This is a genomic window from Cyclobacteriaceae bacterium, assembly GCA_025808415.1.
GTDB lineage: Bacteria > Bacteroidota > Bacteroidia > Cytophagales > Cyclobacteriaceae > UBA2336.
This window is the reverse complement of sequence record CP075525.1, coordinates 3,277,994-3,301,286: the sequence shown is the minus strand read 5'-3', so window position 1 is coordinate 3,301,286 and position 23,293 is coordinate 3,277,994. Positions and strand designations below refer to the sequence as shown.

Genomic DNA, 23,293 nt, shown 5'->3' with positions numbered 1-23,293 from the left:
AGATATTATTTTATAGGAATACGAATTTCAAAAGTGCTCCCTTCATCAACCGTGCTGTGAACGTCAATCGATCCATCAAGGGCTTCGACCTGTGTCTTAACTAAAAATAAGCCCATTCCTTTTCCTTCCACGTGATGATGGAAGCGTTGATACAATGAGAATACTTTGTTTTTTAATTGTTTCAGGTCAATACCAATGCCGTTATCGCTTACGGTAATCATCAATGTATTATCCTGTATAAAGGTTTTGATCGCAATAACCGGTTTTCTTTGAGGGTGCCTGTATTTAATGGCGTTGCTCAACAGGTTATAAAAGATGCTTTCGATGTAGGCAGGTATGGCATAACCTGTCTTGGCTTCAAACGATTCGTAAATGGTAGTATTTGATTCGGCAATTTTGTCTTTTAAAATCCCTTTTACCTTTTCGAATGAATTTTCAAGGTTAATGTTTTCGTAAGCGTGGTGGATACCTTTCTTAACATCCAGTATGGCATTAAGATCGTGGATTATGGTGTCAAGTTCAAGGGCAGAAGCCTGTAGTTTTTTGAGTATCTCCTGGTCGCGCGGCAGGCTGAAGTATTCGGAGTTTCCGGCTATGTTGCCCAGGCCCAATATGCGGGCAACTGGCGCACGTAAATTATGTGCTGTGATATAACCAAACTGTTCTAACTGAACATTTTGCTTAATTAATTCGGTATTGGCTTGCAATAACTCTTTTGTCCGGTCCTTAACCTGCCCTTCCAAATCATCGTTGTAGCTCCGCAACAGTGCATTGGTTCGTTTTCGCTGCAGGCTGTTTCGGTAAACAAGAAAAATGGCGGTGAAGACAAAAAGGAATAATACAATTAATACAGTAGCAAAAGTATACTGCTGTTTTAAACGGGCATCTTTCAGTTCGGCATCTTTTTTCAACAGTTCATTTTCTTGCTGTATGCGTTCGGTTTCATAATTTATCTTCAGGTTTTCAATGTATTGCATGCGGTCTTCACTGAAAATGCTGTCTTTATAAATGTTGTACAGTTTATAATACGTTAAGGCCTTGCCAAATTCGCCCTTGTCCTCATAAATCTCTGATAAGATGCCGTACGCCTCACGGGCCTTATCGCGGTACAGGTTTTTTGTAGACAGTTCAATGCTTTGCAGGGCAAAGTTTATGGCCTTATCGTATTCTTTTTTGCGTTGATAAACCCGGGCAAGCCCGCTTAGCGTAAAGGTTTTTCCCAGCGGGCTTTTGCGCGTCTCTTCAAGGCTGGAAGAAAGATCATAAAAATGAATGGCCTCATCGTATTTTCCTTGTTCAATATAAACCTCGGCCAGGTTATTATAAATGTAGCTAAGCCCGTATCCGGGCTGCGGGTAATCCAGTTCGCGTTGCATGGCCGCCTTGATATAGTAAATTGCACTATCATAGTTACCCGATTTACCGTATCCTCTTCCTATGTAGTTTAATATGTTCGCCAGGGTAGGGGCATTTATTTTTTCACCGATAACCCGGGCTTGTTTTAAATACTGCTGACTTTCAGCAAAGTTGCCCATGGCCGAGTGGATATTGCCCAGTGTAGTAAAAGCGTCTAACAGTTCTGCAGTGTCGCGAAGTTGTTCAGCAATAGGCAAAAACTGCAAGGTGTACTCTATGGCAACATTGTAGTTTCCCAACCTGCGATGAATCCTTCGCAGTATCTTATAGGCGTTTTGGATGCCTGGTTTATCATTTTGTTCCTGTGCCAGTTCCAATGCTTCTTGTCCGTAATCGAGCGACTTCCGGATGTCAAGATTGTAATACAGTTCTGCCAGCGCATTAAGGGCGTTCATGCGCGTAACGGTATTTTTACTTTTGGTCAGCGCCTGTAACTCGGTTATCTTTTGCTCAGCATCGCCCTGGCTGTAAGCACAAACCGACAGTAGTAAAAAGAATACCGGTGCTGCAAAGCGATCCATTATTCAAGTAATTTTTTCAGCTTTTGAAGCTCGGCCTGGTTGGCCGGTGAATTGATATTTTCAACAATGCCATACTTTTCGCGTGCGGTAAGGCGCCAACTTAAAGAGGCGCGCGCATTGTTCTGCCTCAGGCTGTCCATTTGGCTTAGGATGGGTGCATAAGACTCAACCTGGTATTGCAGGTCAATGCGTTCAATCGGTTTGTTGAACCAGGTTTTGGCAAAGCCAAGATAGGTGTCGTTGCCAATGTCCTGGAAATTTTCAAAATTGTTATACACCGTGCTGATAGGTTGTGTCATAGCATCCAGTATGGTTTGGCTTCTCCGCTCGGCTATTTGTCCCAGCTTGGGTGAATCACGAATGGAAAGCACGATAATGCCTGAAGTATTTTCAGCTATCCATTCCTTGAAGGCAAATAAAAACCGCACAGCATCGGAAATCCCAAAATTATCGGAAATGCCCGCGTCCATAATTTGTATAGCAGGTTCGGTTGGCAAGGTGGTGTTTGGTGTTATGTAGGGAAAGGTGGCACTCATGCGCAAGGCGGAGAGGAAGCGCAGGTTTTGGGCTCCCTGGTCTTTAAAAAGTAATTGGTAATCAACTCCACCAAGTTTAGAAAGTTCATAATCCGGAAAACCTATTATTACTGAGTTTAAATAGGATACCCGGTGTGCAGCGATGTACAATTTGCGGCCATCATTTATGATGGTTGGTGATAATACAACCATGGGTACCAACGCTTCATGCTCGGCATCATGGTAGGCAATTACCGGTTTGTCCATCAGTCCTTCGGTTATAACGTCAAGTTGTTCTTCGAATGTATAGCCGCGGTCACGTTGGTAGTAGTTGCCGGCATATTCGAACTTAGAGAACCCAACAAATAAATCGTTGGCGAGCAGGCTGAATATAAGCGGATTTAGGTTGTCGGTGGAAAGGCTGGTGCGATGCTTTTCGGCATACGGGTTTACCGGCTCGCCCAGCTTGGCCCTTAATTTTAATTCGCGGAAGAAACTGGCGCCAATGAGCCCGCCCGAAGCGCCTGAAATCATAATGCTCTTCTCGGTAAGCTTTCCGTTGGTAAGGCTGTCAGCAACCTGTAAGGCGTTAAGTGTCCACAAAGCAGCACGCTTACCGCCACCGCTGGCGCACAAAAAAACCATTTTAGGTTTTTCATCTTCCGGAAATTTTTTTCGCCAGTTCTCCAGCATTTTTAAGGTTTCCAGGCGATCCGTCTCCAGGGTTACACTGTCGTGCAATATCCTTATGCTTTCGTTTGAATAGCGTGCAGGTTGTTTTTGATAATCGAGGCCAAAGGCTTCGTAGCGTTTGGAAAAGAAATCTTTGCCCGCCAGGAAGTTCAGTATCAGAAATACCACAATAGCCATAGTGGTTGACCATCCGCCAAACCAATAACTGAATGCCCCGGAGATCATTACGAAAATGGTGAGGAATATGGTGGCGCTCGCTGCGGCCGGGAGTTGAAAGGTTGGATAATCCTTAAACAACCCAAGTACTAAAACAAGTCCAACGATAAACAACTGGATAATTACCAGGTTAAGATGGTTTTGGTCAAACACCTGGATGACGGTGTTACGATCGTAAAATCCGCTGTCGTCTACTTTCTTAATCCGGAAATCATAATCCAAATAATAATCAACCCGTACCTGTCGCTTTCGGGCAATGTCAAGCTTTTTCATGGCACTGGCACGTGTTACCTGCATGTTCTGTTTTATTTTTTCATCAATGCGGCACACCACATACCGGAAAATATCTTTGTTGGTAAGCCAGAAGTAGATGAAGAAGATCAGCGTCATCAGAAAAAAGCCACAAAGCAATCCGGTAAGGTTCCAGAATAGTTGTGTTCCGGAAGTGTACTGGTTATCGAGCTGAAAGCTGAGGATATAAAATATATAGAGGCTTAAAAAGAGCATCGGTACAATACTGTTGTTCAGCGCAAACTTGGTGAAAGGGCGCGACAAGGTGCCGACAAAGGAAAATCGATGCCCATCGGCTATGTAGCCTGTAATATGGAAAGCTACCGTAAAAGCAGCCAGCGAAATACCAAGAAGGAAAAAACTGGTGAAGTTTACCGTATTCAGGTATTCGGGGTCAAGAAACAGGTAGGGTATGCCCAGGTACTGCCCAAAGTTTCCGGTTATCATGGCAAACAGGATGATCCAACACAGCATCAGTACATGGTTGCGCCTGAAGTTGTTAAACAACAACTGCAACGGGAAGGAGTACCAGAGTGCAACCAGAAAAAGATAAAACCTGCGCATAGAACAACCGGGGGCTTTTCCTGACAAGTTAAAAAATGAAAGGGAGACATAAACTGTCATTTCATTTTTCTTTCTTGCAGGCATTCGTTTACTTCAGCGCCTGCATTGGAAAAGCCATTAATCATATACCGAAGTTCAGCCGGAAGCGGCAAAACCCGCACCTTGGCCAAGGAATACCTGAAACTGGCCCTTCGGCACCGCTCGGGGCACTTCCGTCACATCTTGGCGGTAACCTTTACCAACAAGGCTACCCAGGAAATGAAGGAACGGATTGTTCACTACCTGAATGATTTTATTGATGGCCGGGAAAATTCCCTTGAACCCGAGCTTAAACACGAGTTGAACCTGAGCGATGGTGAATTTAAAGAACATTGCAACGGATTGCGTTCGCAAATCCTGCATCAATATTCACAGTTTTCCATCAGTACCATCGATGCATTTTTCCAGAAAGTTATCCGTTCGTTTACGCGTGAAGCAGGACTTTCAGGCGATTACCGCCTTGAGGTTGACAATGAGGCCGTGTTAACGGAAGTGGTGAACAACCTGATTGATGCTATGGGTGAAGATAAGGACCTGAAACGGTGGGTAGTGGATTTCGCCACCAAAAACCTGGAGAGCGACAAACCCTGGGATATGCGCACGGGACTGGTTGATTTTTCGAAGGAGATTTTAAAAGAAGACTTTAAGCGGATTGAAAAGGATTTTAATAAGAAGACAAGCGACAGAATGTTTTTGAAAGACTTGTTGGCGGAGTTGGGTATATCAACAGGTTCATTTATAAATCATATACGGACTTTGGCAAAACAAGGATTGGATCTCATTGAACAACATCAACTTGAACCGAATGATTTTAAGTATCAGGGTGGTGCTGGATATAAGTTCTTCAATAACCTTACTGATCTGTCTAAAGTTAGTGACTTTAAAGAACCGGGTGTTCAGGTGTCAGAGAATTTACAAGACATCAATAATTGGCCGGCCCCAAAAACAAGTCGGAAAAATGATGTGCTTAAACTGGCATCTTCACAGTTGTTGCCCTTAATGAGGGAAATTCTTGACTATCGGGAAAAATATTATAGACAGGCACTATCGGCTGAAGTAGTGCTGCAAAACTTTTACGCCTATGGCCTGATGGCCGACATCTCCAAAAAACTTCAGGAGTATAAAGCCGAGAACAATATGATGTTGCTGGCTGATGCGCCACAGTTTTTACAAGAACTTATTGGCGACAGTGATGCGCCTTTTATTTATGAAAAGACCGGATCATTTTATAAGAATTACCTCATCGATGAATTTCAGGACACTTCCAATTTGCAGTGGCGTAACTTCATCCCGCTCATTAACGAAAGTTTAAGCAGCAGCAACCGAAACGTAATTGTAGGCGATGTAAAACAGGCCATTTATCGTTGGCGTGGGGGCGACCTTACGTTACTCCAACAAAAACTTGAACAGCAGATGGGTAAAGAACGCGTGGCACATGTTAACCTTTCTGATAATTACCGCAGTGCGGCAAATATTATTTCCTTCAACAACAACTTATTTAAAACGGCCTCCACATTTATAGCGGAGCAAACCGGGGCACGGCTGGCGGAAGAAGCGTTCAGTGATGTAAGCCAAAATATAAAAAGGGAAAGCAAAGGCTTTGTTGATATACAATTTCTTGAGGAAGATAAAGACCAGGAACAGAAATGGAAAGCGTTGGCAAAAAACCAACTGGTAAAAACCCTGGAAGTTTGGCAGCAGGCCGGAGTGAAGATGAAGGACATCGCCATTTTGGTACGCACCAACAGTGAGGGACAGGAGGTGGTAGCCCATTTACTAAATTGTAGAAGCTCGACCCAGGCAAATCCAACCCTCAATTACAATGTAATCTCCAATGAATCGTTGCGCATTGATGGTGCAGCTTCCGTAAACCTTATACTTGCTGCCATGCGCTACCTGAACAACAATCTTGACGTGGTAGCCCGTGCCGAGCTGGCTTACGAGTTTGCCCGCATCCACCAGTCAGGCATGGCACTGGCGGATGTTTTTTCGGTGGCCGATAAGGTAACGTTTGAAAGTTTTCTGCCCAACGAGTTTACAAATCGAAAAACGGAACTTAGAAAGCTTCCGCTTTTTGAGATGACCGAGATGCTGATCCGCATATTCGGGCTGTCCGATCAGGCGTTGGAACTGGCCTATCTGCAAGCCTTTCAGGACATTGTGTTGAATTTTTATACCCGTGAGCGCAACGATTTGCAGGCTTTTTTGGAATGGTGGGAGCAGAACAAAGATTCGGACAAGACATCCGTAAAAACTTCAGGATCCATCGATGCTGCTGAAATCCTGACAATCCATAAATCTAAAGGGCTTCAGTTTAAATATGTTATCATCCCGTTTTGTTCGTGGAAGCTGGATCATCCGGGCTTAACATCCCCCAACATGTGGGTACAGGCAGATGCACCCATGTTTAAAAATGCCGGGTATTTATCGGTTAAATACGGAAGTAAACTGGAAGAAACTGTTTTCGAACCCTACTATCACCACGAACGATCACAGATTTTCCTGGACAATGTTAACATTTTATATGTGGCGTTTACCCGTGCAGAATTGGGATTAAAGATTTTGGCTCCATTTAAAAAACTGATCAATAACAAAAACGAATTGAGTGTGCCGGATGTAAGTGCTTTACTTCAATATTGCATCACCACAAACGAATCGCTTGCCAAACTATGGGATAAGCCGGCATTATGTTGGCAAGCCGGGGTGCTTGAATTGCCACCGACCCGTAATGACACCCAACCTGAAGCGATTAAGCCAATTGCCTTGAAAAGATATGATGTTTCACGTTGGCGCGATAAGCTGGTTATCCGGCAAGCCGGCAGAAGATATTTTGATTCAGATAAAGAAGATAAGGTAAAGTATGGCATTCATGTGCATACTGTGCTGTCCTTCATCCGCACAAAAAATGATGTTCAGGCTGCACTTCAACGGGCCATACACGAAGGTTTGCTCACCACTTCAGAGGTTGACCAGGTTAGATCAGATTTGAAGCATTTGTTAAGTGTTCCTATGATTTCATCATGGTTTGAAGAGGGTTGGGAAGTTCACACGGAAGTTCCGGTAATTTTACCGGGCGGAGAAGAGAGCCGGTTTGATCGGTTGTTGATAAACGATAGTAAAGCTGTTGTTATTGATTTCAAAACCGGTGTTTCAGCAAAAGCCGATCAACACCAGGTGCTGGCCTATATGGATATTTTACGGAACATGAATTTTACGGAAGTGGAAGGCTATGTGTTGTATGTGCGTACCGGAGAGGTAGTGGAAGTGAGGGCAGGGAAGGTGAGGACAGTGAAGAAAAAAGATGATAGCCAGTTGGAGTTAGGCTTATAACTGAACGGTATGACGACACCCTTTCTTCTGGAAATTGCGCAAAAAGTAATCGATAAACATCCCCGCCTGGAGGAAGTAACCCTTGTTTTCCCAAACCGCAGGGCCATAGTGTTTTTCAGAAAGCACCTTGGTACCATGTTGCGCAAGCCTGCATTTGGGCCAACCATGTTAACCATTGAAGAGTACATTAAAGGTTTTTCAACTGTGCAGGTGCCGGATAAACTGGAACTCGTTTACCGGTTGTATAAGGCTTATGTGGCTACCGTAAACAGTAAGGAAGCATTTGACCGCTTCTATTATTGGGGGGAAATGCTGCTGCGGGATTTTGAAGAAATTGACAAGTACCTCGTAAATGCCGAGATGCTGTTTCGTGACCTCAGCCACCAGAAAGAACTTGATGCCACGTTTGATTACCTGACCGATGAACAAAAGAAATTCCTCCTTGATTTCTGGGGAAACTTTGATGCGCATAAAACCGAGAACAGGAAAAAATTCCTGGAAGTATGGAAGCACCTTTTTGATGTGTACACAAACTTTCGTTTGCAGTTGACAAGCGAAGGGTTGGCGTATGAAGGCATGGTACACCGTGAGGTTGCTGAGAGCGTTTTAAAGGGCGAAACGATCCGAAAGGGAAGTGAAATCTTTGTCGGTTTTAATGCCCTCACAAAAGCAGAGGAGGTAATCCTTGCGCATGCTGTAGCAGGTGGCGCAACCGTTTATTGGGATGTAGATGAGTATTACCTGAACAGTGCCGCACAGGAAGCAGGTGATTTTTTTCACGAATACCAACAACACACGGTATTAGGCAAAACTTTCGAGGCCCAGCCTCCTGCCAATTTTCGTGCAGCAAAAAATATAAAATTGTATGGTGCCGCACAGCCTGTTGGTCAGGTAAAAATAATGGGCCAGGTGTTGGCAGAGAATATGGTGGTTGGCGAAAAACCTGAAGAGACCTTGGTTGTGTTGCCGGATGAAAAGTTGTTGTTACCTGTGTTGCACAGCGTTTCTGATAGTGTTGAAAAACTAAACGTTACCATGGGGTTTTCACTCAGCGCTACACCTGTATTTAATTTTGTCGAGTTGCTGATCGAATTGCAGATCAGCCGTAAGGAAGATTACTTTCATCACCGTCCGGTTTTGTCATTACTGAACCATCCCTATACAGTAGCTGAAAATCTGAAAGTGGTTCAAAGCAAACAAAAAGCGATGCTCAAGCATAATTGGGTATCGGTGCCTAAAAATTTTCTGGCCAGTGAAACTGCCCTTCACCAGGCCATGTTTACTGCCGCTGAGACAACGCGTATTACACCTTACCTGAAAGATTGCCTGCAAGTGTTAGGTGCACTGGACACGCTATACACTTTTGATAAAGAACACATTTTTCAAATGGTTAAATGCCTTAATCGAATGGAAGAGGTTTTAGGGGATCAATATTCTGATTGGCGTTCGTTTCTCCGGTTTTTCCGGCAGTATGTTCGCTCGGTGCGCATTCCTTTCAGTGGCGAACCTCTGCAGGGGCTACAGGTTATGGGTATGCTTGAAACCCGTAACCTTGATTTTAAAAACGTCTATATACTCTCTTTAAATGAGGGATCGTTGCCATCGGACGGAAACAAGGGTTCGTACATACCTTACAACATCCGCAGGGCTTATCGTTTGCCTACGTTACAACATCAGGATGCCATGTATGCGTACTTGTTTTATCGTATCATTCAGCGTGCTGAAAATATTTTTCTTTTTTACAATACCGAAACCGACATTCTGGGCCAGGGCGAAATGAGTCGTTACCTGCAGCAACTGATGTATGAAAGCGGTAAGAAATTTGAAAACCATGCCTTGCACAATGCCATTGGTGTAAACGAAGTCAAACCCATTGCCATTCAAAAAGATAATGGGGTTCTTGAGAATTTGGCTAAGTTGAATGAACAAAATATACATCGTCAGTTCAATGGTTTGTCACCTTCTGCATTAAATACCTACATCGAATGCCGCCTTAGGTTCTATTTTCGGCATGTAGCAAAAATTAAAGAACCTGATGAGATTGAAGAAGACATGGATGCACGGGTATTGGGGAATTTTGTACACAATGTTATGGAAGCGTTCTATACTAAAATTGTGAAACAGAAAGGCTCAACTGTAATTGATGCACAGGATCTGGAGAAAAATAAAAGTCTTATTCAAGGCCTGCTTGATCAGGAGGTGATTGAAACGTACAGCCTTGATCCCAATCAACCCGTGATGTACGAAGGTCAACTGATTTTGGTGAGTGAAGTGGTAAAAAACTTTATTGGAAAAATACTGGAGCATGATAAAAAGCATGCTCCGTTTATAGTGGAAGGTGTGGAACAGACCATGGAGTATACTTTTTCTATTAACGCACCAGTAGGTAAGGTATTGCTGGGCGGTAAGATTGACCGTATTGACCGGAAGGAAAATTTGCTACGCATTGTTGACTACAAAACCGGTAGGGATAAGCTGGAGTTTAAATCCATAGAGTCCTTGTTCGCAAGAGAGGGTGATCGGAATAAAGCAGCCTTTCAAACCTTATTGTACGCATGGTTATACACCAAAACTAACCGTACAACTGGTCTCCGCGTTGTGACTGGATTATTAAATGGTAAAAATCTGTTTGACGATGATATGGAGTTTGGATTGACCATGGACAGACAGCGCTTGAGCGATGTGCATAGTGTATTGCCAGCGTTTGAAGCCGGGTTAAAAGAATTACTGGAAGAACTCTTCAATCCTGAAACTGTATTCGACCAGACACAGAAAGTTGATAATTGCAAGTACTGCCCTTACAAACGCATTTGTTACCGGTAAAACCTTTTGCACGATTGCAGACGTTGCCGTAAATTCCAAACTACATTGTTGATAAACGAGTAAAATCATGATAAGAAAAATACTGTTAATCCTGGTTTTTTTTATTGCATTTTCTGACACAGTTGCACAAACGCAGCGTCAATCATTAAAAGAAAACGAGGTTCCTGATGCGGTAAAGCAAGCCTTTAATGATGCTTTGGGCTACCCGGTGGAGGAATGGGTAAGATTTTCCGTTAACGAAACGCCCCGTTATGTGGCCGTATTTCAGCAGTTGGATCCATCCAGCGGAAAAGTGCTTCAGAACCGTTACCGTTACAATAGCAATGGAAAGCTCACCTCTTTTTCGCAATACCATGGTGATGGAAACGGGGTAAATGATTTTCCCGGCATTTACCTGGGCGAAAGCTATAGTGGTGCCTTTAAAGCAAGAATCAACAAGTTATTAAAAGACAACACCCTAATTAGCCTTGAAGCATTTTATTTTATCCCCGGCAATCCAGCACAGGATAAGGAAGGTATTTATACCCACCGGTTTGTGTTCAAGGACAAAAAAGGAAAGCGGTTTTTAGTATATTTCAACCGCGAAGGTACCGAAGTGGATATTACCCGGTATCCGGTAAGACAGGCCGAGGCAGAGGAGATGGATTAGTGATGGTTGAGGCTTACTATCATTGACAGCGATCTTGACAAAGTTTTGCTGCTGTATCAATTTATGTGTTCAATTAACTTGCTTATTGCTAATAGCATGGTACTAAAAAGTAAGAAATAGGATATAATTATCCATGTCTTAAAATGTGCTGCAATAAGTCCAATGCTTAATAGAATTTCCTTTTCATCATGAGTCAGTGAGTCTGCAATTTCTATTTGCCCCTTTCTCATAGATGTTAATGTTGCAACTTTATAATGAACGACTGATTTTCCTTTAAGGTCAATGCATCTAAGGTTTTTCCCTAATAAATTTGAAGTTACCTTAAATGTTTTTCCAGAGTCAAGTTTTACATAAGTATGACCTAAAGGATTGCTTATAATATCGCCAACATAACTCCCATTTTTGGTGATTAGGATTTTCTTACCCCAAAATCCAATTTTCTTAAATTGAAATTGTTTTTTGCCAGTTGAAAAATTGGCACCAAATCCCACTCCGCCAAAAAATTTTAATTTGCCATAGACATTTCCATTGGCTTCCAACTCCCATACTAAACCACTTAAATCAGCGTTTTTCCACGTGATTGTCTCCATTTCTTAGAAATTAAATTTTTGATCTCAGGTTTTGATAAAAAATGCTTCACCTAATATCTGAATATGCAAAATTACATGAATTTTCCATATTCAAGGTATTTATATCCAGATAAAAAAAGCAAAAAGCCGCCCCGTTTCCGGTAGCGGCTTTTCGCAAACCAAACCCCACACGTTACCTGGGCCAGTCGCTTACGCCACCGGCCAGGTTGTGTACTTTAAATCCCTGTTTGGCCATCATGTTGCAGGCCTGGCCACTGCGGTTACCACTGCGGCAAAACAGAAAATATTCCTTGTTCTTGTCGAGGGTTGAAATTTGCTGTGAAAAATTCGCTGACATGATATCGATATTACGGGCACCGGGAATGCTCCCTGAGCGGAATTCGCCCGGAGTGCGCACATCAATCAACACCGCACCTGGTGTAGCTTTGTACTTTGCCTTAAACTCCGCACCGCGCAGCTCTTCATAGTTTTTGGTTCCTAATCCAAATAATCCAAACATATATTTATTCTCAATTTATTGTTTCAATGGTTCTTGGGTCAAACATGGTACAAAGATCAGAAGGCTGTATTTTTTTATCGGTGACTTTTGTCACGTAAGCCAAAAACAAGTATACTTTTTTAGCGTGGATTAGCCGGGAAGATGATGTGCCAGATGCCCCGCAGATCACCTTCGGCATAACCCGTGGCTTTATCTGCCGGGTAGTTGGTTTGAATGGCATGCAGCGTTTCGGGCTTAATGTGTACGTTGGGCAAACCGTGGCAATTCAGGCACATGGCCTGCATACTAATAGGTTTTACATAGTGTACTTCCCCGGGTGTATAAATCAGTTGTGTGCGTGGGCCTTCCGTTTGAAATGTTTCAAGCACAGCTAGCTCCAGGCTGTCCGGTTGATTTGACGGGTTTCGGTACTGCATCGAAACACGTTTAATACGAACACCATCAATAGCATATGTTTCGGTAAGCGTATAAGCCTTTTCGTTACAGAATTGAATGGCATAAGCAAAACCCTGTTCGCCAATGGCAGCGAGCAAAGAATTGCGAAGTGTATCAAAGGTCGCAGCAACAAGTTGGTCGCCTTTTTTAAGGTAAACAGAATCCGCTTGCATACCTGAGGTCCCTTTTTCTTGTTGGGTTTGATGGCATGACAGCAAGGTGAAGAAAAAAAACAATACACTATAAACTAAAGCAAGTCTCACTTTTTGGCTTTTGGTTTCTTTGTTTTCGTCAGTTTCTTTTCGATGGCATTGATTTTCTTTTCCAGTTCCAGCAGTTTATTAATGATAATAATATGCGTGTGGCGCGCATCAATACCCACTACGCTTTCTTTGCTTTGAATGTAATTACCAATGGCTTCGTAGGCAGGATCTTTTTTACTGATCAGGTGTTTTTCGGGTTTCATGGGATTGCTTTTTGGTATCAAACGAATTTAACAAAAGCCCACCCATCAATCCTCCATATAACGTGCTGTTAACCGGTGAAGAGGTAATGACACAACTTCCACTGGTGCAGCCGATGTAGTACCAATAGAGAAATCCGGCTGTGGCCCCTAGTACGATTCCAACGGACCATTTCAGGATTATTGTTTTCATAGGAGGGATAATATTTAATTAATCTTCAAATTTATAGATGTTCACGTTAACCTATGGTGATTTTGGTTACATAAGCCTTTTTTACACAAATCTGCCCAAAATGAACAAACGGGCACGTATTGTTATGCTGATATTCCTTTTCTTTTATCGTGAAATTTGTGAACTTTCACGCTAAATGTTTTTCTAAGGAAATGCATTTCCCTTAACCTTGGCGCCTCTCACTTATTTTTTCCGCTGGGTTAAGGTGAAATGATAGATTTTTTAAACGTATTAATGTTTACCTATCCTATACGGTAATGAAAGTCTGGGTCAACTATGTGCTGGTTTTCCTTTTTATGCTGGTGCATGCCTACACCTATAGCCAAAGTTGCGATTGCCCCCCGGTGGCCAGTTGCGGGGCATGTGTTGGCGGACTTAAAAGCTTAACGCTTCGGTACACCGGTGCTACGGGTGCTACCATACGCGTTACCGATGGCGGTGGGGAAATTTTCAACGACTTTGTATTGGCAGGCCAGACGTTCTCTTTTGCGGGCACAATTCCTAACGAAAAGTTTGTAGGTACAACCATCTCAATTTTTATCAACGGTTTTTTACACACAACCATTCAATCGGCTTGCTCTGGAGGAACCTTCGTGAATAGTGTTTATGGTTTGTTTATGGTTACAGGAGGAACCAGTGTAAATGGGGGCGCATTGTGTTGTGCACCCGGTACCACGGATTTGATTCCTCCAGTAATCACCAATTGTCCTGCTAACATAACGCTGCCCCTTATTTCAGGTTGTTCCCGATCCGTTACCTGGACACCCCCCTCTGTATCTGACAATTGTGCAGTAGCCAGCTTTACCGGCACGTTGCCCGGGAACATCACCGTATTTCCGGGTAGCACGTTCACGTTAGGAACCAGCACGGTAACCTACACGGCATTAGATATCTACAATAATTCAGCTACCTGTGTTTTTACAGTAACGATTACCGATAATATTCCACCCGTAATTAACGGAACGTTGAATAACATTTCAGTTTCGGCCGGAGCAAACTGCAAAGCCGTAGTAGGCTGGACGCCCCCAACGGCTACTGATAATTGCAGTGTGTCAAGTCTAGTGAGTACACATAATCCTGGTCAGGAATTCGATGTGGGCTCAACAGTAGTTACTTACACGGCCAGGGATGGTTCAAATAATATTACCACCCGACAGTTTACTGTTGTTGTGGAAGATGTAACCCCTCCTGTAATTACAAACTGTCCGTCATCCATAACCGTACCAGCTGGCGCTAACTGTTCAGCTATTGTAAACTGGACACCACCCACTGCTTCCGACAATTGTGGGGTAACAAGTTTTACCAGCAACCGAAACCCGGGTACCGAATTTCAGATTGGAACAACCCCGGTTACCTACACCGCCCGCGATGCCCGCGGTAATGAAACTGTTTGCCAGTTTAATGTTGTGGTTACATACAATCAGCCCCCGCAAGTAGCAGGCTGCCCGCAGGACATAACGGTCACCGCTGGAATAGACGGACAAGCTATAGTAACCTGGGATGAGCCTGTGTTTACTATTGCTTGTGGTACCCTTAACGTTGAACGATCGCATGAGCCGGGGAGTAGTTTTGGAGTTGGTACAACTGAAGTCCTGTATACTGCTTCAGATGGATTGGGCAATTCAGCGCAATGTTCCTTTACGGTTACTGTAGAGCCGGGCTCTTTTGAAATAGAGATCCCCAAAATAATTACCCCAAATGGCGATGGTGCCAACGATACATGGGTGATTAAGAATATTCAGTATTCATCCTCCAATTCAGTAACAGTGTTCGACCGGTGGGGAAGTGTGGTTTACCAGGCTACAGGTTATAATAATGAATCTGTTGTATGGGGTGGACAAAACAAGAGCAATACTTTGGTTCCTACCGGAACATACTTCTATATTATTGAGGTGATAAGCGGCAACAAAAAGTTACGTTGGGATGGTTTTATTGAATTGGTGCAATGAACAGTTTAGCTAAAATATCAACCTTAATCAGTATCATTTTTTGCATGCTGTTTTTTGCTCCATCGGTGATCCATGCCCAGCAAAATCCGCATTTTACACAGTACATGTTTAGCGGGTTAGTCATCAATCCGGCTTATGCCGGTGTTGATGAAGCACTTAGTGCTATGGTAATTGACAGACGACAATGGACCGGCCTTGAGGGTGCCCCCAAAACACAAACGTTATCGGTGCACACGCTTACCGCGAAACGAAAAGTTGGGTTGGGCTTATTGGTGGTGAATGATAAAATCGGTATTCACCGGAACCTTACAATACACGGAAGTTATGCTTACCACCTTAAAGTTGCCAGTCATTCATTTTTGTCTTTTGGTCTTCAGGCTGGTGCATTTAATATGCGCTCCGACTATGGCTCAATTCAAAACGGAACACCTGATCCGAAGTTGAATAACGCCACCATAAACGAACTTTTTTTTGAAGTAGGGGCGGGGTTGTATTTCCGGAGCAAAAGGTTTCATTGGGGAATATCTGCCCCGGAGTTGCTTCCAAAAACGACACCGTTGAACGAAACAGAATCCATTCAACTTAGAAACGTAAATTTGTTTTCTTTTTTAAAGTACAGGTTTACCCTAAGCCCGGCCTGGGAATTTGAGCCGGCACTTTTGATTAAATATGCCAACGATTTGCCGCTTTCCGCAGATGGTGCAATAACGTTTCTTTACAAAGACATACTTACTGCCGGTGTTTCCTACCGATGGGATGCTTCACTGGGTTATTTGATGAAGCTGCGCATTACACCACAATTGCAATTCGGGTACGCTTATGATTTTCCGATGGGCTCACTTAATCAACTCAGTAATGGTTCGCACGAGTTGATGGTGCAATACCTTTTCCGGTACGAACGGTCGGGCATAAAATCCCCACGGCTATGAAAGTAAAAAGGGTAGTATTTGTTCTGGGATGGTGCCTGACAGTAAAATTATCCATCCCTTTTTCTGCCTCCGCACAGCAATCAATAGTTCATTTATTTACATCCGACCGTGCCTTGGCCAATAAACATTTAGAAAAGGGTGAGATTGTTCCTGCTTTGAGATTGTACGAACGTTCCAAAAGAGGCGGCAATACTTACCTGATGATGGGACGTTGCTATTTTATGCTAAAAGAATACCAACAGTGTATCGATGCTTATGCACGGGCTTATTCACGCGGAGACCAGATCGAACGCCAGGATTATCTTAATCTGGCTGAAGCGCAGCTTTCTCTGAAGAATTATGAGCAAGCTGAATTAAATTATCAAAAGATAATAGATGCTGAGCCGACTAATGAGTGGATCCAAAAAAAGCTGTGGCGTATTTCCAACTTGCACTACCTGTATGAAGATTCGATTCACTTTGCCACACGTCTTTTATCCGTCAATACCTCAGCCGCTGAGTGGAATGCTGTCTCGTTTGATGGCGGGATTGTTTTTCTGTCAAATCGTACCACGAATAAACCCGTAAAAAATATTGATGCCTCAACCCAGCAGGATTTTTTCAGGTTATATCAAGCTATGGAAAAGCCCGATACTTTACTGGAAGGATGGGGCCGGCTTTACAGCAACCCAAAGTTGTATACCAACGCTTTTCCGGTTAATGGAAACATGGGGTCTTTTTCTTTATATGATAACCGCAAGAAGATGGTTTACACGGCATCACAGGCAGCGAAAAACGCACAAGGTATAAGAATGCTGGGTCTTTATTTTGCTGAGTTGCGCGAGGGTAAATGGCAACCGGCCGGTGTATTTCCGTTTAATGAAAATTCATTTTCACTCATTGATCCATTTATAGATGACACAGGCAAAATACTTTATTTTGCTTCCGATAAACCCGGAGGGTTGGGTGGCATGGATCTATACCGATCGGAATATGTAAATGGTAAATGGACAACACCTGTAAACCTGGGCGGGTCCATTAACACGGCCATGAATGAAGTTTCGCCTTACGTGCATAACGGCATGTTTTATTTTTCGTCCACTGGCCACGCAGGTTTTGGCGGGTTGGATATATATAAAACGGTACTTTCAGATTCTTTTTCTGACGAACCTGTAAATCTCGGTCACCCGCTTAACTCACCCTACGATGATTTTGCATTTTCCTTCTCTGATCCATCAGGGCTACGCGGGTTTATGAGTTCAAACCGCAGGGCTGGCGGATTGGACGATGACATCTATGAGTTTGACATGGACATGCAAACTTATCCTTACGCGGTGGCGGGCATATTAAAGCAAATGGATCATTCGTGGAGCGACTCGTCCAGCATGCGTGTTATGAAAAATGCACGCATCCGTTTGGTGGATACCGTTCGCAAAGCCATTGTTCAGGAAATCACTTCCGACCAGCAAGGTAAGTTTTCGCTCATTATTCCATATTTCAGTAAGTATGGCATTTATGTGGTTGATGAGGACGGTGTAGAAAATATGGCTGTATTTGAAATCCCCCGCCTGAGAAAAGAAACGGCACTTCATGAAGTTGTGATAATTAAGGATATCTTTCAATCGCTTAAGAACTGATTTTGCTCAATTAAACTGCGTGTTAATTAAAATCTGATGCATCCTGTGCGCATCGTTAGTACAATTTCTATTACACCACTACTAATATTATTGTGGTGCATGGTAGCCATTACAGTTAGCCAGGCGCAGAAACAACGCGTACAGGTAAAAACTTTCGATCAGCAATTGAAGCCTTACAAAAACCTGGAATTAATCATAAACAATTCAATAAAAACAAATACTGGCGAGCGTGGTTATAATTTTGTTGAAATGAACGAATCGGATTTTCCGATCCGTTCGGTTGAAGTTATCAACGAGGGGTTAGAGCCGGCCTCGTGGAATTTCAGCAAGGGAATATTGGAAATTACCGTACGAAAGAAAAATTACAGGTTGGTGCAGGTGCTGGTCGTTACCGACCAACGGCAGCCGTTAGCTAAAATGGAAGTAACCTACACGGGTGTGCGAAGGTTAAAAGTAACAACCAGTACGGAAGGCAGGCTTGAACTTCCTCTCGATCCGGACGAGCAAATAAGTTCAGCAGATCAATTTATCATTCCAGGTTATAGGCCGATGAACCTGCAACTAACAGGCAACGCATATACCTTGATTACCGGAAGAGTTGTGCAGGAAGAGATCAAACCGGTTGTACCTTCACCTGAAACTGGCAGACAATCCTATCAGCAGGCATTGAACCAGTTGGATACGGCAAGAAGTTTAAGTTCTTTTTACCAGGTTATCCGCGGCATACCAATGGACAATTTGCGCGATGAGGACAGGCGAATTGTTGACGGTCGGTTTAACACACTGCTCCGTGCCATGCAGGAATCGGTACGTGCTGAGCGTCCAGCCCGGATTACCATTAGTGATAGCTCTGCAGTAGCGGAAGACTTGCGTTTGTTGATTGAACAAGCCACCCGTGAAAGCCAGGCGTTGGAAAACCAACGTGCTGAATTCGAATTTCAAATTGGTGCGCTCAACCGGAAATTTTCATCCGGTTTAGACAACCTCGACCCGGAATCGCGTGAAAAATTACTGCGTGAAATTGCATTGCTCGAAAAAATAATCCAGGAAAACAATACACGGTTTGTTGCCAATCAGGATGAGTTTAAAAGGATCCTTGACGAACTCAAAGAAAAATATTTCGACATCAGCACGTTGGAGACCCGTTTAACAGAAAGCGAATCACTCCGTTTGCAAGAGCAACGTGAATTCCGTCAGCGTATTCTTATAGCCTTGGGGGTTGTTGCATTATTTAGTGTACTTATCGTTTTATTGATTCGGCTTAGTGCCCGGCTGCGCAGCCAAAAGAAGAAGTTAACCGTGGCAAACAACGAAATACGGATGATCAATGCCAACCTCGAAAACATTGTGTCGCAACGCACCAGGTTGTTACGTGAAGCCAATGCCGAATTGGACACCTTTCTCTACAAGGCATCGCATGATTTACGTACACCCGTGGCCTCCATTTACGGATTATGCAGTTTGGCGAACCATATTCCCACGGAAGAGCTGTTGGGAAAAATTTTGGATTCAAACGCCCGTATGGACCGGTTGTTGGCCAGTTTAAACGTAATCAGTGAAATCAATCAACCCAGCGATTACGGAGATGTTAACCTGCGCGAAACAACTGAACGTATCCTGAAGAAATTCACGGCTGATATTAAACGTAATAATGTTCAGGTTCTTTTTTCCTGCCCCGTTGGGATTACACTTACAACCTACCCGCATTTGCTGGAGGTGGTAATAGCCAACCTGGTTGACAATGCGATTTTCTTTGGATCGCTTAGCGAATTACGGGAGCACCGGCTGGTGGTTAGCATAGCGGAGGTAGATCAGCGGATTGAAATCACGGTGGAAGACAATGGAATTGGCATTGACGATAACATCCGACCCAATATCTTCAATATGTTTTTCAAAGGAACGGAACAATCCCGTGGCAATGGCCTGGGGCTATATATATTGAGCAGATGCCTGCGGCCCATGAAGGGCAACGTGTCGGTGGATTCACAGCCCGGAGCCTATAGCCGCTTTACGGTGCAATTACCACGGGAATTAAAATAATAGATGTCCTGGACAGCTTGCGTACAGGACATCTGCCAATCAATATTTCGCGGGTTGCCCTCTCTTCGGGGTTGATTTCAAAATAAAATCACGGATGTGTTCATTGGAAGTGGCCAGGTCTTCTTCACGCAGGTACATCATGTGCCCGCTGCGGTAACCTTCAAACCTAAAACGGTCCCTGAATTTTCCGCTGGGGTCCAATTGCCACATGGTATACTTCGCTTCAAAGTAAGTAGTGGCACCATCGAAGTAGCCGCATTGAAACATTACGTTTAAGTAAGGGTTTTGCGCCATGGCTTGTCGAAGGTTTACACCGGTATTGTCATTGTTGCGGTCCCACGGGTTTACGGGACCAAACATGTTGTACTTTACATCGGTTTTGTATTTCAATACTTCTCGTAAATAGTAATTGATGGCCGGGGTGAAAGAGTGCAACCATGATGTTAATTCTGAGTTATAGTCTGGGCGATCGCCTGCGTCTTTGCGATCGATGCCGAGGTAACGTGAATCCAAACGACCCACCGTATAGCCTTTATCACGGAGCAATTCTTTCCAGAAGTAAGCAGTAGGAACATCCAGGTTATGTTGCAGGATTACCTTGTCGGAAATACCGGAGTAGTAGGCCATTTTTGCGGCAACTTGTTTACGTTTCGCATCCTCTAAAAATCCACCTCGTGCAATGGCCGGTATAACTTCATTAATGGTGTATTCTTCTACTTCGGGTAACAAGTCAGTTAAATCCCTGCGCTGCAATTCCTGGGGCAGTGCTTTTTGGTACCAGGCTGCAGCTGTGAAATAAGGAAGTCGATTGGCAGCTTCAACCTGATCGCCCCGGTTAATGCCAAGTCCTGTAGGGGAAACAAGGATTACACCATTCAAGTACATCCACTGTGCGTTTTGCAATTCTAATGCAAGACCTGATACGCGTGTTGTTCCATAACTTTCACCAATTAAATATTTGGGTGATTGCCAGCGATTTCTTCTCGACACAAACGTAGTCATCCATTCAGCCAGGTATTTGATGTCGGCATTTACACCAAAAAATTCTTCCCGCTTGGCATCCTTGTCCAGAATCCTTGAGTATCCTGTGTTTACCGGATCGATGTAAACGATGTCGGCTACATCAAGAATACTATGCGGGTTTTCCTTTACCCCATAGGGTTGTACCGGGTAGCCCTCCTTGTCAATTTCTAGGATGCGGGGCCCTGTATAAGCAATGTGCATCCACACCGATGCAGAACCGGGGCCGCCATTGTAAGAAAAAATCAGCGGGCGGGAGGCTTTGTCTTTAATATCGCTGCGCTCATAATAGGTGTAAAAAAGAGAGGCAATGGGTTTACCCTCGGCATTCCAAACCGGTTGGGTTCCGGCAGTAGCTGTGTAAGGGATTACTTTACCCTTTACGGTAACGGTGCTGTTTGTCGTTACGGCCGATTCGCCCTCCAATATCCGTTGGGAAAAGGTTGAGCCGGTAAGCAGTATCAGCAAAAATAGGATGTATAGGTTTTTCATATGTGTTGGATTTCGTTCTACCCCGAAAGTAGAGGTTATATTGAAAACCGGGATAAGGAATTCTTTAAACGGCCAATAACCTGAGCCTTTCAAGCAAAAAGCCCCATCCCGCTGGCGAGATGAGGCTTTTATCCTAAACTAACTTCTGGGGTTTTAAACTTTTGCGAGTTCAGCGTTAATGTGGATTTTCACTTCTTCGCTCACCACCATTCCACCGGCTTCCGTCAACGCGTTCCAGTTTAAGCCAAAATCCTTACGGTTTATCTTGCCGTTAATCTCAAAACCTGCTTTGGTGTTGCCCCAAGGGTCAACCATAGTACCGCCAAAATCAACATCTAATACAATGGCTTTGGTTGTGCCGCGTATGGTCAGCGCGCCATCCAGTTTGTAATCGTTACCAGATACTTTTTTCAATGTTCCGGTAAAATCAAGTGTAGGGTATTGCTCGGCAGCAAAGAAATCGGGCGATTTCAAGTGAGCATCGCGATCTGCATTATTGGTATCAATACTGGTTGTGTCCAGGTTAAAATTTACAGATGCACCATCAAAATCTTCCGTTTCACTTTCAACGCTTCCGCTGAATTTTTTGAAGAATCCTGTTACGGTGGCAATTACCAGGTGCTTTACTTTAAATTGTATTTCCGTGTGGGTTGTGTCTAAATTCCACTTTGTTGCTACAGCTGTTTCGGTTGACATAGTTTTATTATTTTAGTTAAAATTTATTTTCTAAATGATAACACAAAGGTATGCCCACCGATTCGCCTCAAGGGTTGAACCAGGTTAAGATCGAAACCGTATCGGCTTGAACTAGATTAAGAAATCACTTTTCCATCCGCTTTCTACGGATTTTACTGAGGAACTCAGGTGTGATACCCAGATAAGAAGCGATGTATTTAAGTGGAACGAACTGTTCCAATTGCGGATATTTTTGTTGAAAGTAATCATAGCGCTGCTCGGCCGTAAACGAAAAAGCCTGAACAATACGGTGCTGGTGCGTGACCAATGAGTTTTGGAACATAATCCTGAAAAAGCGTTCAAACACAGGGTATCGCTCCACCAATTCTTCCAACCGGATTTTTGGGAGAAGCAGAACCTCACTGTCGGCCAGGGCGCGGGTTGAATAAATAGAAGGCTGCTGATGGGTTAGGCTGTGCAGATCGGCTGTCCACCACCCTGAAGTAGAAAACTGGATAACATGGTCGTGGCCAGCAGGATCAGTGAAATATGTCATCAGGCAACCGGTATTTACATGGATGAAATTGGTGGTTATTTCCCCTGCCTGTTCAATAAACTCACCTTGCTTCAGGTTTACCGGTATGAGCAACGAAATAAAGAACTGCTCTTCCTCTTTCGAAAGTGTAACGTGTCGGGAAATGTGTGAAATGATGCCGCGCGTATCCATGGGGCTAAGATAGGATAAATCAGAATTACGATATTTGAACTTTCCTTATGGATTTAACTGTATTCAGCGCTAAAGCCCAACGTTTTTCTCAGGAGAATAGGAGACTCCTTACCGGACTAAAGAAAAAAGATCCGCGAAAAGTGGACGAGGTATTTCACCAGCTTCATGATGAGGTATTTGAAGAAATAGATTGCTTGACGTGCGCTAACTGCTGCAAAACCACCAGCCCTATTTTTTACCAAAATGATATTGAGCGCATGGCAAAAGCGCTACGCATGAAGCCGGGTGATTTTATTGAAAAGTATTTACGAATCGATGAGGACAAGGATTATGTGTTAAAATCATCGCCTTGCCCTTTTTTAGATGGAGAGAATTACTGCAAGGTATACGATGACAGGCCAAAAGCCTGCCGAGAATATCCACACACCAATCGTAAAAAGATGGTACAAATCATGGACTTAACGTACAAAAATACATTGGTTTGTCCCGCAGTATTGGAAATGGTTGAGCGGTTAAAAATGGTTAAACTTTAGGATAAATTACGAGTGAAGATTGGTAATCGAAGATTT

Annotated in this window: 18 protein-coding genes; 8 read left to right on the top strand and 10 right to left on the bottom strand. The window is 43.6% G+C overall.

What is annotated here, in order from left to right; translation table 11 throughout:
- Positions 1 to 5: 5 nt before the first annotated feature.
- Positions 6 to 1,937, bottom strand: a complete 1,932-nt coding sequence (locus KIT51_14590; GenBank protein UYN86082.1) for a tetratricopeptide repeat-containing sensor histidine kinase — start codon at positions 1,935 to 1,937, stop codon at positions 6 to 8.
- Positions 1,937 to 4,126, bottom strand: a complete 2,190-nt coding sequence (locus KIT51_14585) for a patatin-like phospholipase family protein (GenBank protein UYN88601.1) — start codon at positions 4,124 to 4,126, stop codon at positions 1,937 to 1,939. Before KIT51_14585 ends, KIT51_14590 begins: the two co-directional genes overlap by 1 nt.
- 195 nt (positions 4,127 to 4,321) lie before the next feature.
- Here KIT51_14585 and KIT51_14580 point away from each other — a divergent pair, with 195 nt between their 5' ends.
- From KIT51_14580 to KIT51_14570, 3 genes are all read left to right on the top strand, one after another.
- Positions 4,322 to 7,585 (top strand): UvrD-helicase domain-containing protein, encoded by a 3,264-nt coding sequence (locus KIT51_14580; GenBank protein ID UYN86081.1) that lies wholly within the window; start codon positions 4,322 to 4,324, stop codon positions 7,583 to 7,585.
- Positions 7,586 to 7,594: 9 nt separating this feature from the next.
- Positions 7,595 to 10,408, top strand: a complete 2,814-nt coding sequence (locus KIT51_14575; protein UYN86080.1) for a PD-(D/E)XK nuclease family protein — start codon at positions 7,595 to 7,597, stop codon at positions 10,406 to 10,408.
- Positions 10,409 to 10,475: 67 nt separating this feature from the next.
- Positions 10,476 to 11,057, top strand: coding sequence for a hypothetical protein (locus tag KIT51_14570; protein ID UYN86079.1), 582 nt, complete (start codon positions 10,476 to 10,478; stop codon positions 11,055 to 11,057).
- Between the two features lie 56 nt (positions 11,058 to 11,113).
- Here the strand turns inward: KIT51_14570 and KIT51_14565 are convergent, their stop codons facing one another.
- The 5 genes from KIT51_14565 to KIT51_14545 all read right to left on the bottom strand — a co-directional run bounded on the left by KIT51_14565 (position 11,114) and on the right by KIT51_14545 (position 13,237).
- A complete protein-coding gene (locus KIT51_14565; protein ID UYN86078.1) occupies positions 11,114 to 11,647 on the bottom strand; it encodes a hypothetical protein in 534 nt (177 codons plus the stop codon).
- 172 nt (positions 11,648 to 11,819) lie between these two features.
- A complete protein-coding gene (locus tag KIT51_14560) occupies positions 11,820 to 12,146 on the bottom strand; it encodes a rhodanese-like domain-containing protein (GenBank protein ID UYN86077.1) in 327 nt (108 codons plus the stop codon).
- Positions 12,147 to 12,265: 119 nt separating this feature from the next.
- Positions 12,266 to 12,844: a DUF3365 domain-containing protein gene (locus KIT51_14555; GenBank protein UYN86076.1), complete on the bottom strand. Its 579-nt coding sequence runs from the start codon at positions 12,842 to 12,844 to the stop codon at positions 12,266 to 12,268.
- Positions 12,841 to 13,047, bottom strand: coding sequence for a hypothetical protein (locus tag KIT51_14550; GenBank protein ID UYN86075.1), 207 nt, complete (start codon positions 13,045 to 13,047; stop codon positions 12,841 to 12,843). The genes KIT51_14555 and KIT51_14550 overlap by 4 nt, the downstream gene beginning before the upstream one ends.
- Positions 13,019 to 13,237, bottom strand: a complete 219-nt coding sequence (locus KIT51_14545) for a hypothetical protein (GenBank protein ID UYN86074.1) — start codon at positions 13,235 to 13,237, stop codon at positions 13,019 to 13,021. Before KIT51_14545 ends, KIT51_14550 begins: the two co-directional genes overlap by 29 nt.
- Positions 13,238 to 13,533: 296 nt before the next feature.
- Between KIT51_14545 and KIT51_14540 the strand changes: the two genes are divergently transcribed.
- Genes KIT51_14540 through KIT51_14525 form a run of 4 tightly spaced genes read left to right on the top strand, consistent with a single transcriptional unit; the run spans position 13,534 to position 19,810 of the window.
- Complete coding sequence (locus tag KIT51_14540) at positions 13,534 to 15,225, top strand: HYR domain-containing protein (GenBank protein UYN86073.1); 1,692 nt, start codon at positions 13,534 to 13,536, stop codon at positions 15,223 to 15,225.
- A gap of 44 nt (positions 15,226 to 15,269) precedes the next feature.
- Positions 15,270 to 16,154, top strand: coding sequence for a type IX secretion system membrane protein PorP/SprF (locus KIT51_14535; GenBank protein UYN86072.1), 885 nt, complete (start codon positions 15,270 to 15,272; stop codon positions 16,152 to 16,154).
- A complete protein-coding gene (locus KIT51_14530; GenBank protein UYN86071.1) occupies positions 16,151 to 17,770 on the top strand; it encodes a tetratricopeptide repeat protein in 1,620 nt (539 codons plus the stop codon). Before KIT51_14535 ends, KIT51_14530 begins: the two co-directional genes overlap by 4 nt.
- Positions 17,771 to 17,806: 36 nt before the next feature.
- Positions 17,807 to 19,810: a hypothetical protein gene (locus tag KIT51_14525; protein UYN86070.1), complete on the top strand. Its 2,004-nt coding sequence runs from the start codon at positions 17,807 to 17,809 to the stop codon at positions 19,808 to 19,810.
- A 39-nt stretch (positions 19,811 to 19,849) separates the two neighbouring features.
- Here KIT51_14525 and KIT51_14520 read toward each other — a convergent pair whose 3' ends face one another.
- From KIT51_14520 to KIT51_14510, 3 genes are all read right to left on the bottom strand, one after another.
- Positions 19,850 to 21,322 carry a carboxypeptidase gene (locus KIT51_14520; GenBank protein UYN86069.1) on the bottom strand — a complete coding sequence of 491 codons (1,473 nt, stop codon included), beginning with the start codon at positions 21,320 to 21,322 and terminating at the stop codon, positions 19,850 to 19,852.
- Positions 21,323 to 21,475: 153 nt separating this feature from the next.
- Complete coding sequence (locus KIT51_14515; GenBank protein ID UYN86068.1) at positions 21,476 to 22,018, bottom strand: YceI family protein; 543 nt, start codon at positions 22,016 to 22,018, stop codon at positions 21,476 to 21,478.
- A gap of 124 nt (positions 22,019 to 22,142) precedes the next feature.
- A complete protein-coding gene (locus tag KIT51_14510) occupies positions 22,143 to 22,724 on the bottom strand; it encodes a Crp/Fnr family transcriptional regulator (GenBank protein ID UYN86067.1) in 582 nt (193 codons plus the stop codon).
- Positions 22,725 to 22,771: 47 nt separating this feature from the next.
- On the opposite strand from KIT51_14510, the gene KIT51_14505 reads away from it, so the two are divergent.
- Positions 22,772 to 23,257: a YkgJ family cysteine cluster protein gene (locus tag KIT51_14505; GenBank protein UYN86066.1), complete on the top strand. Its 486-nt coding sequence runs from the start codon at positions 22,772 to 22,774 to the stop codon at positions 23,255 to 23,257.
- Positions 23,258 to 23,293: the final 36 nt, after the last annotated feature.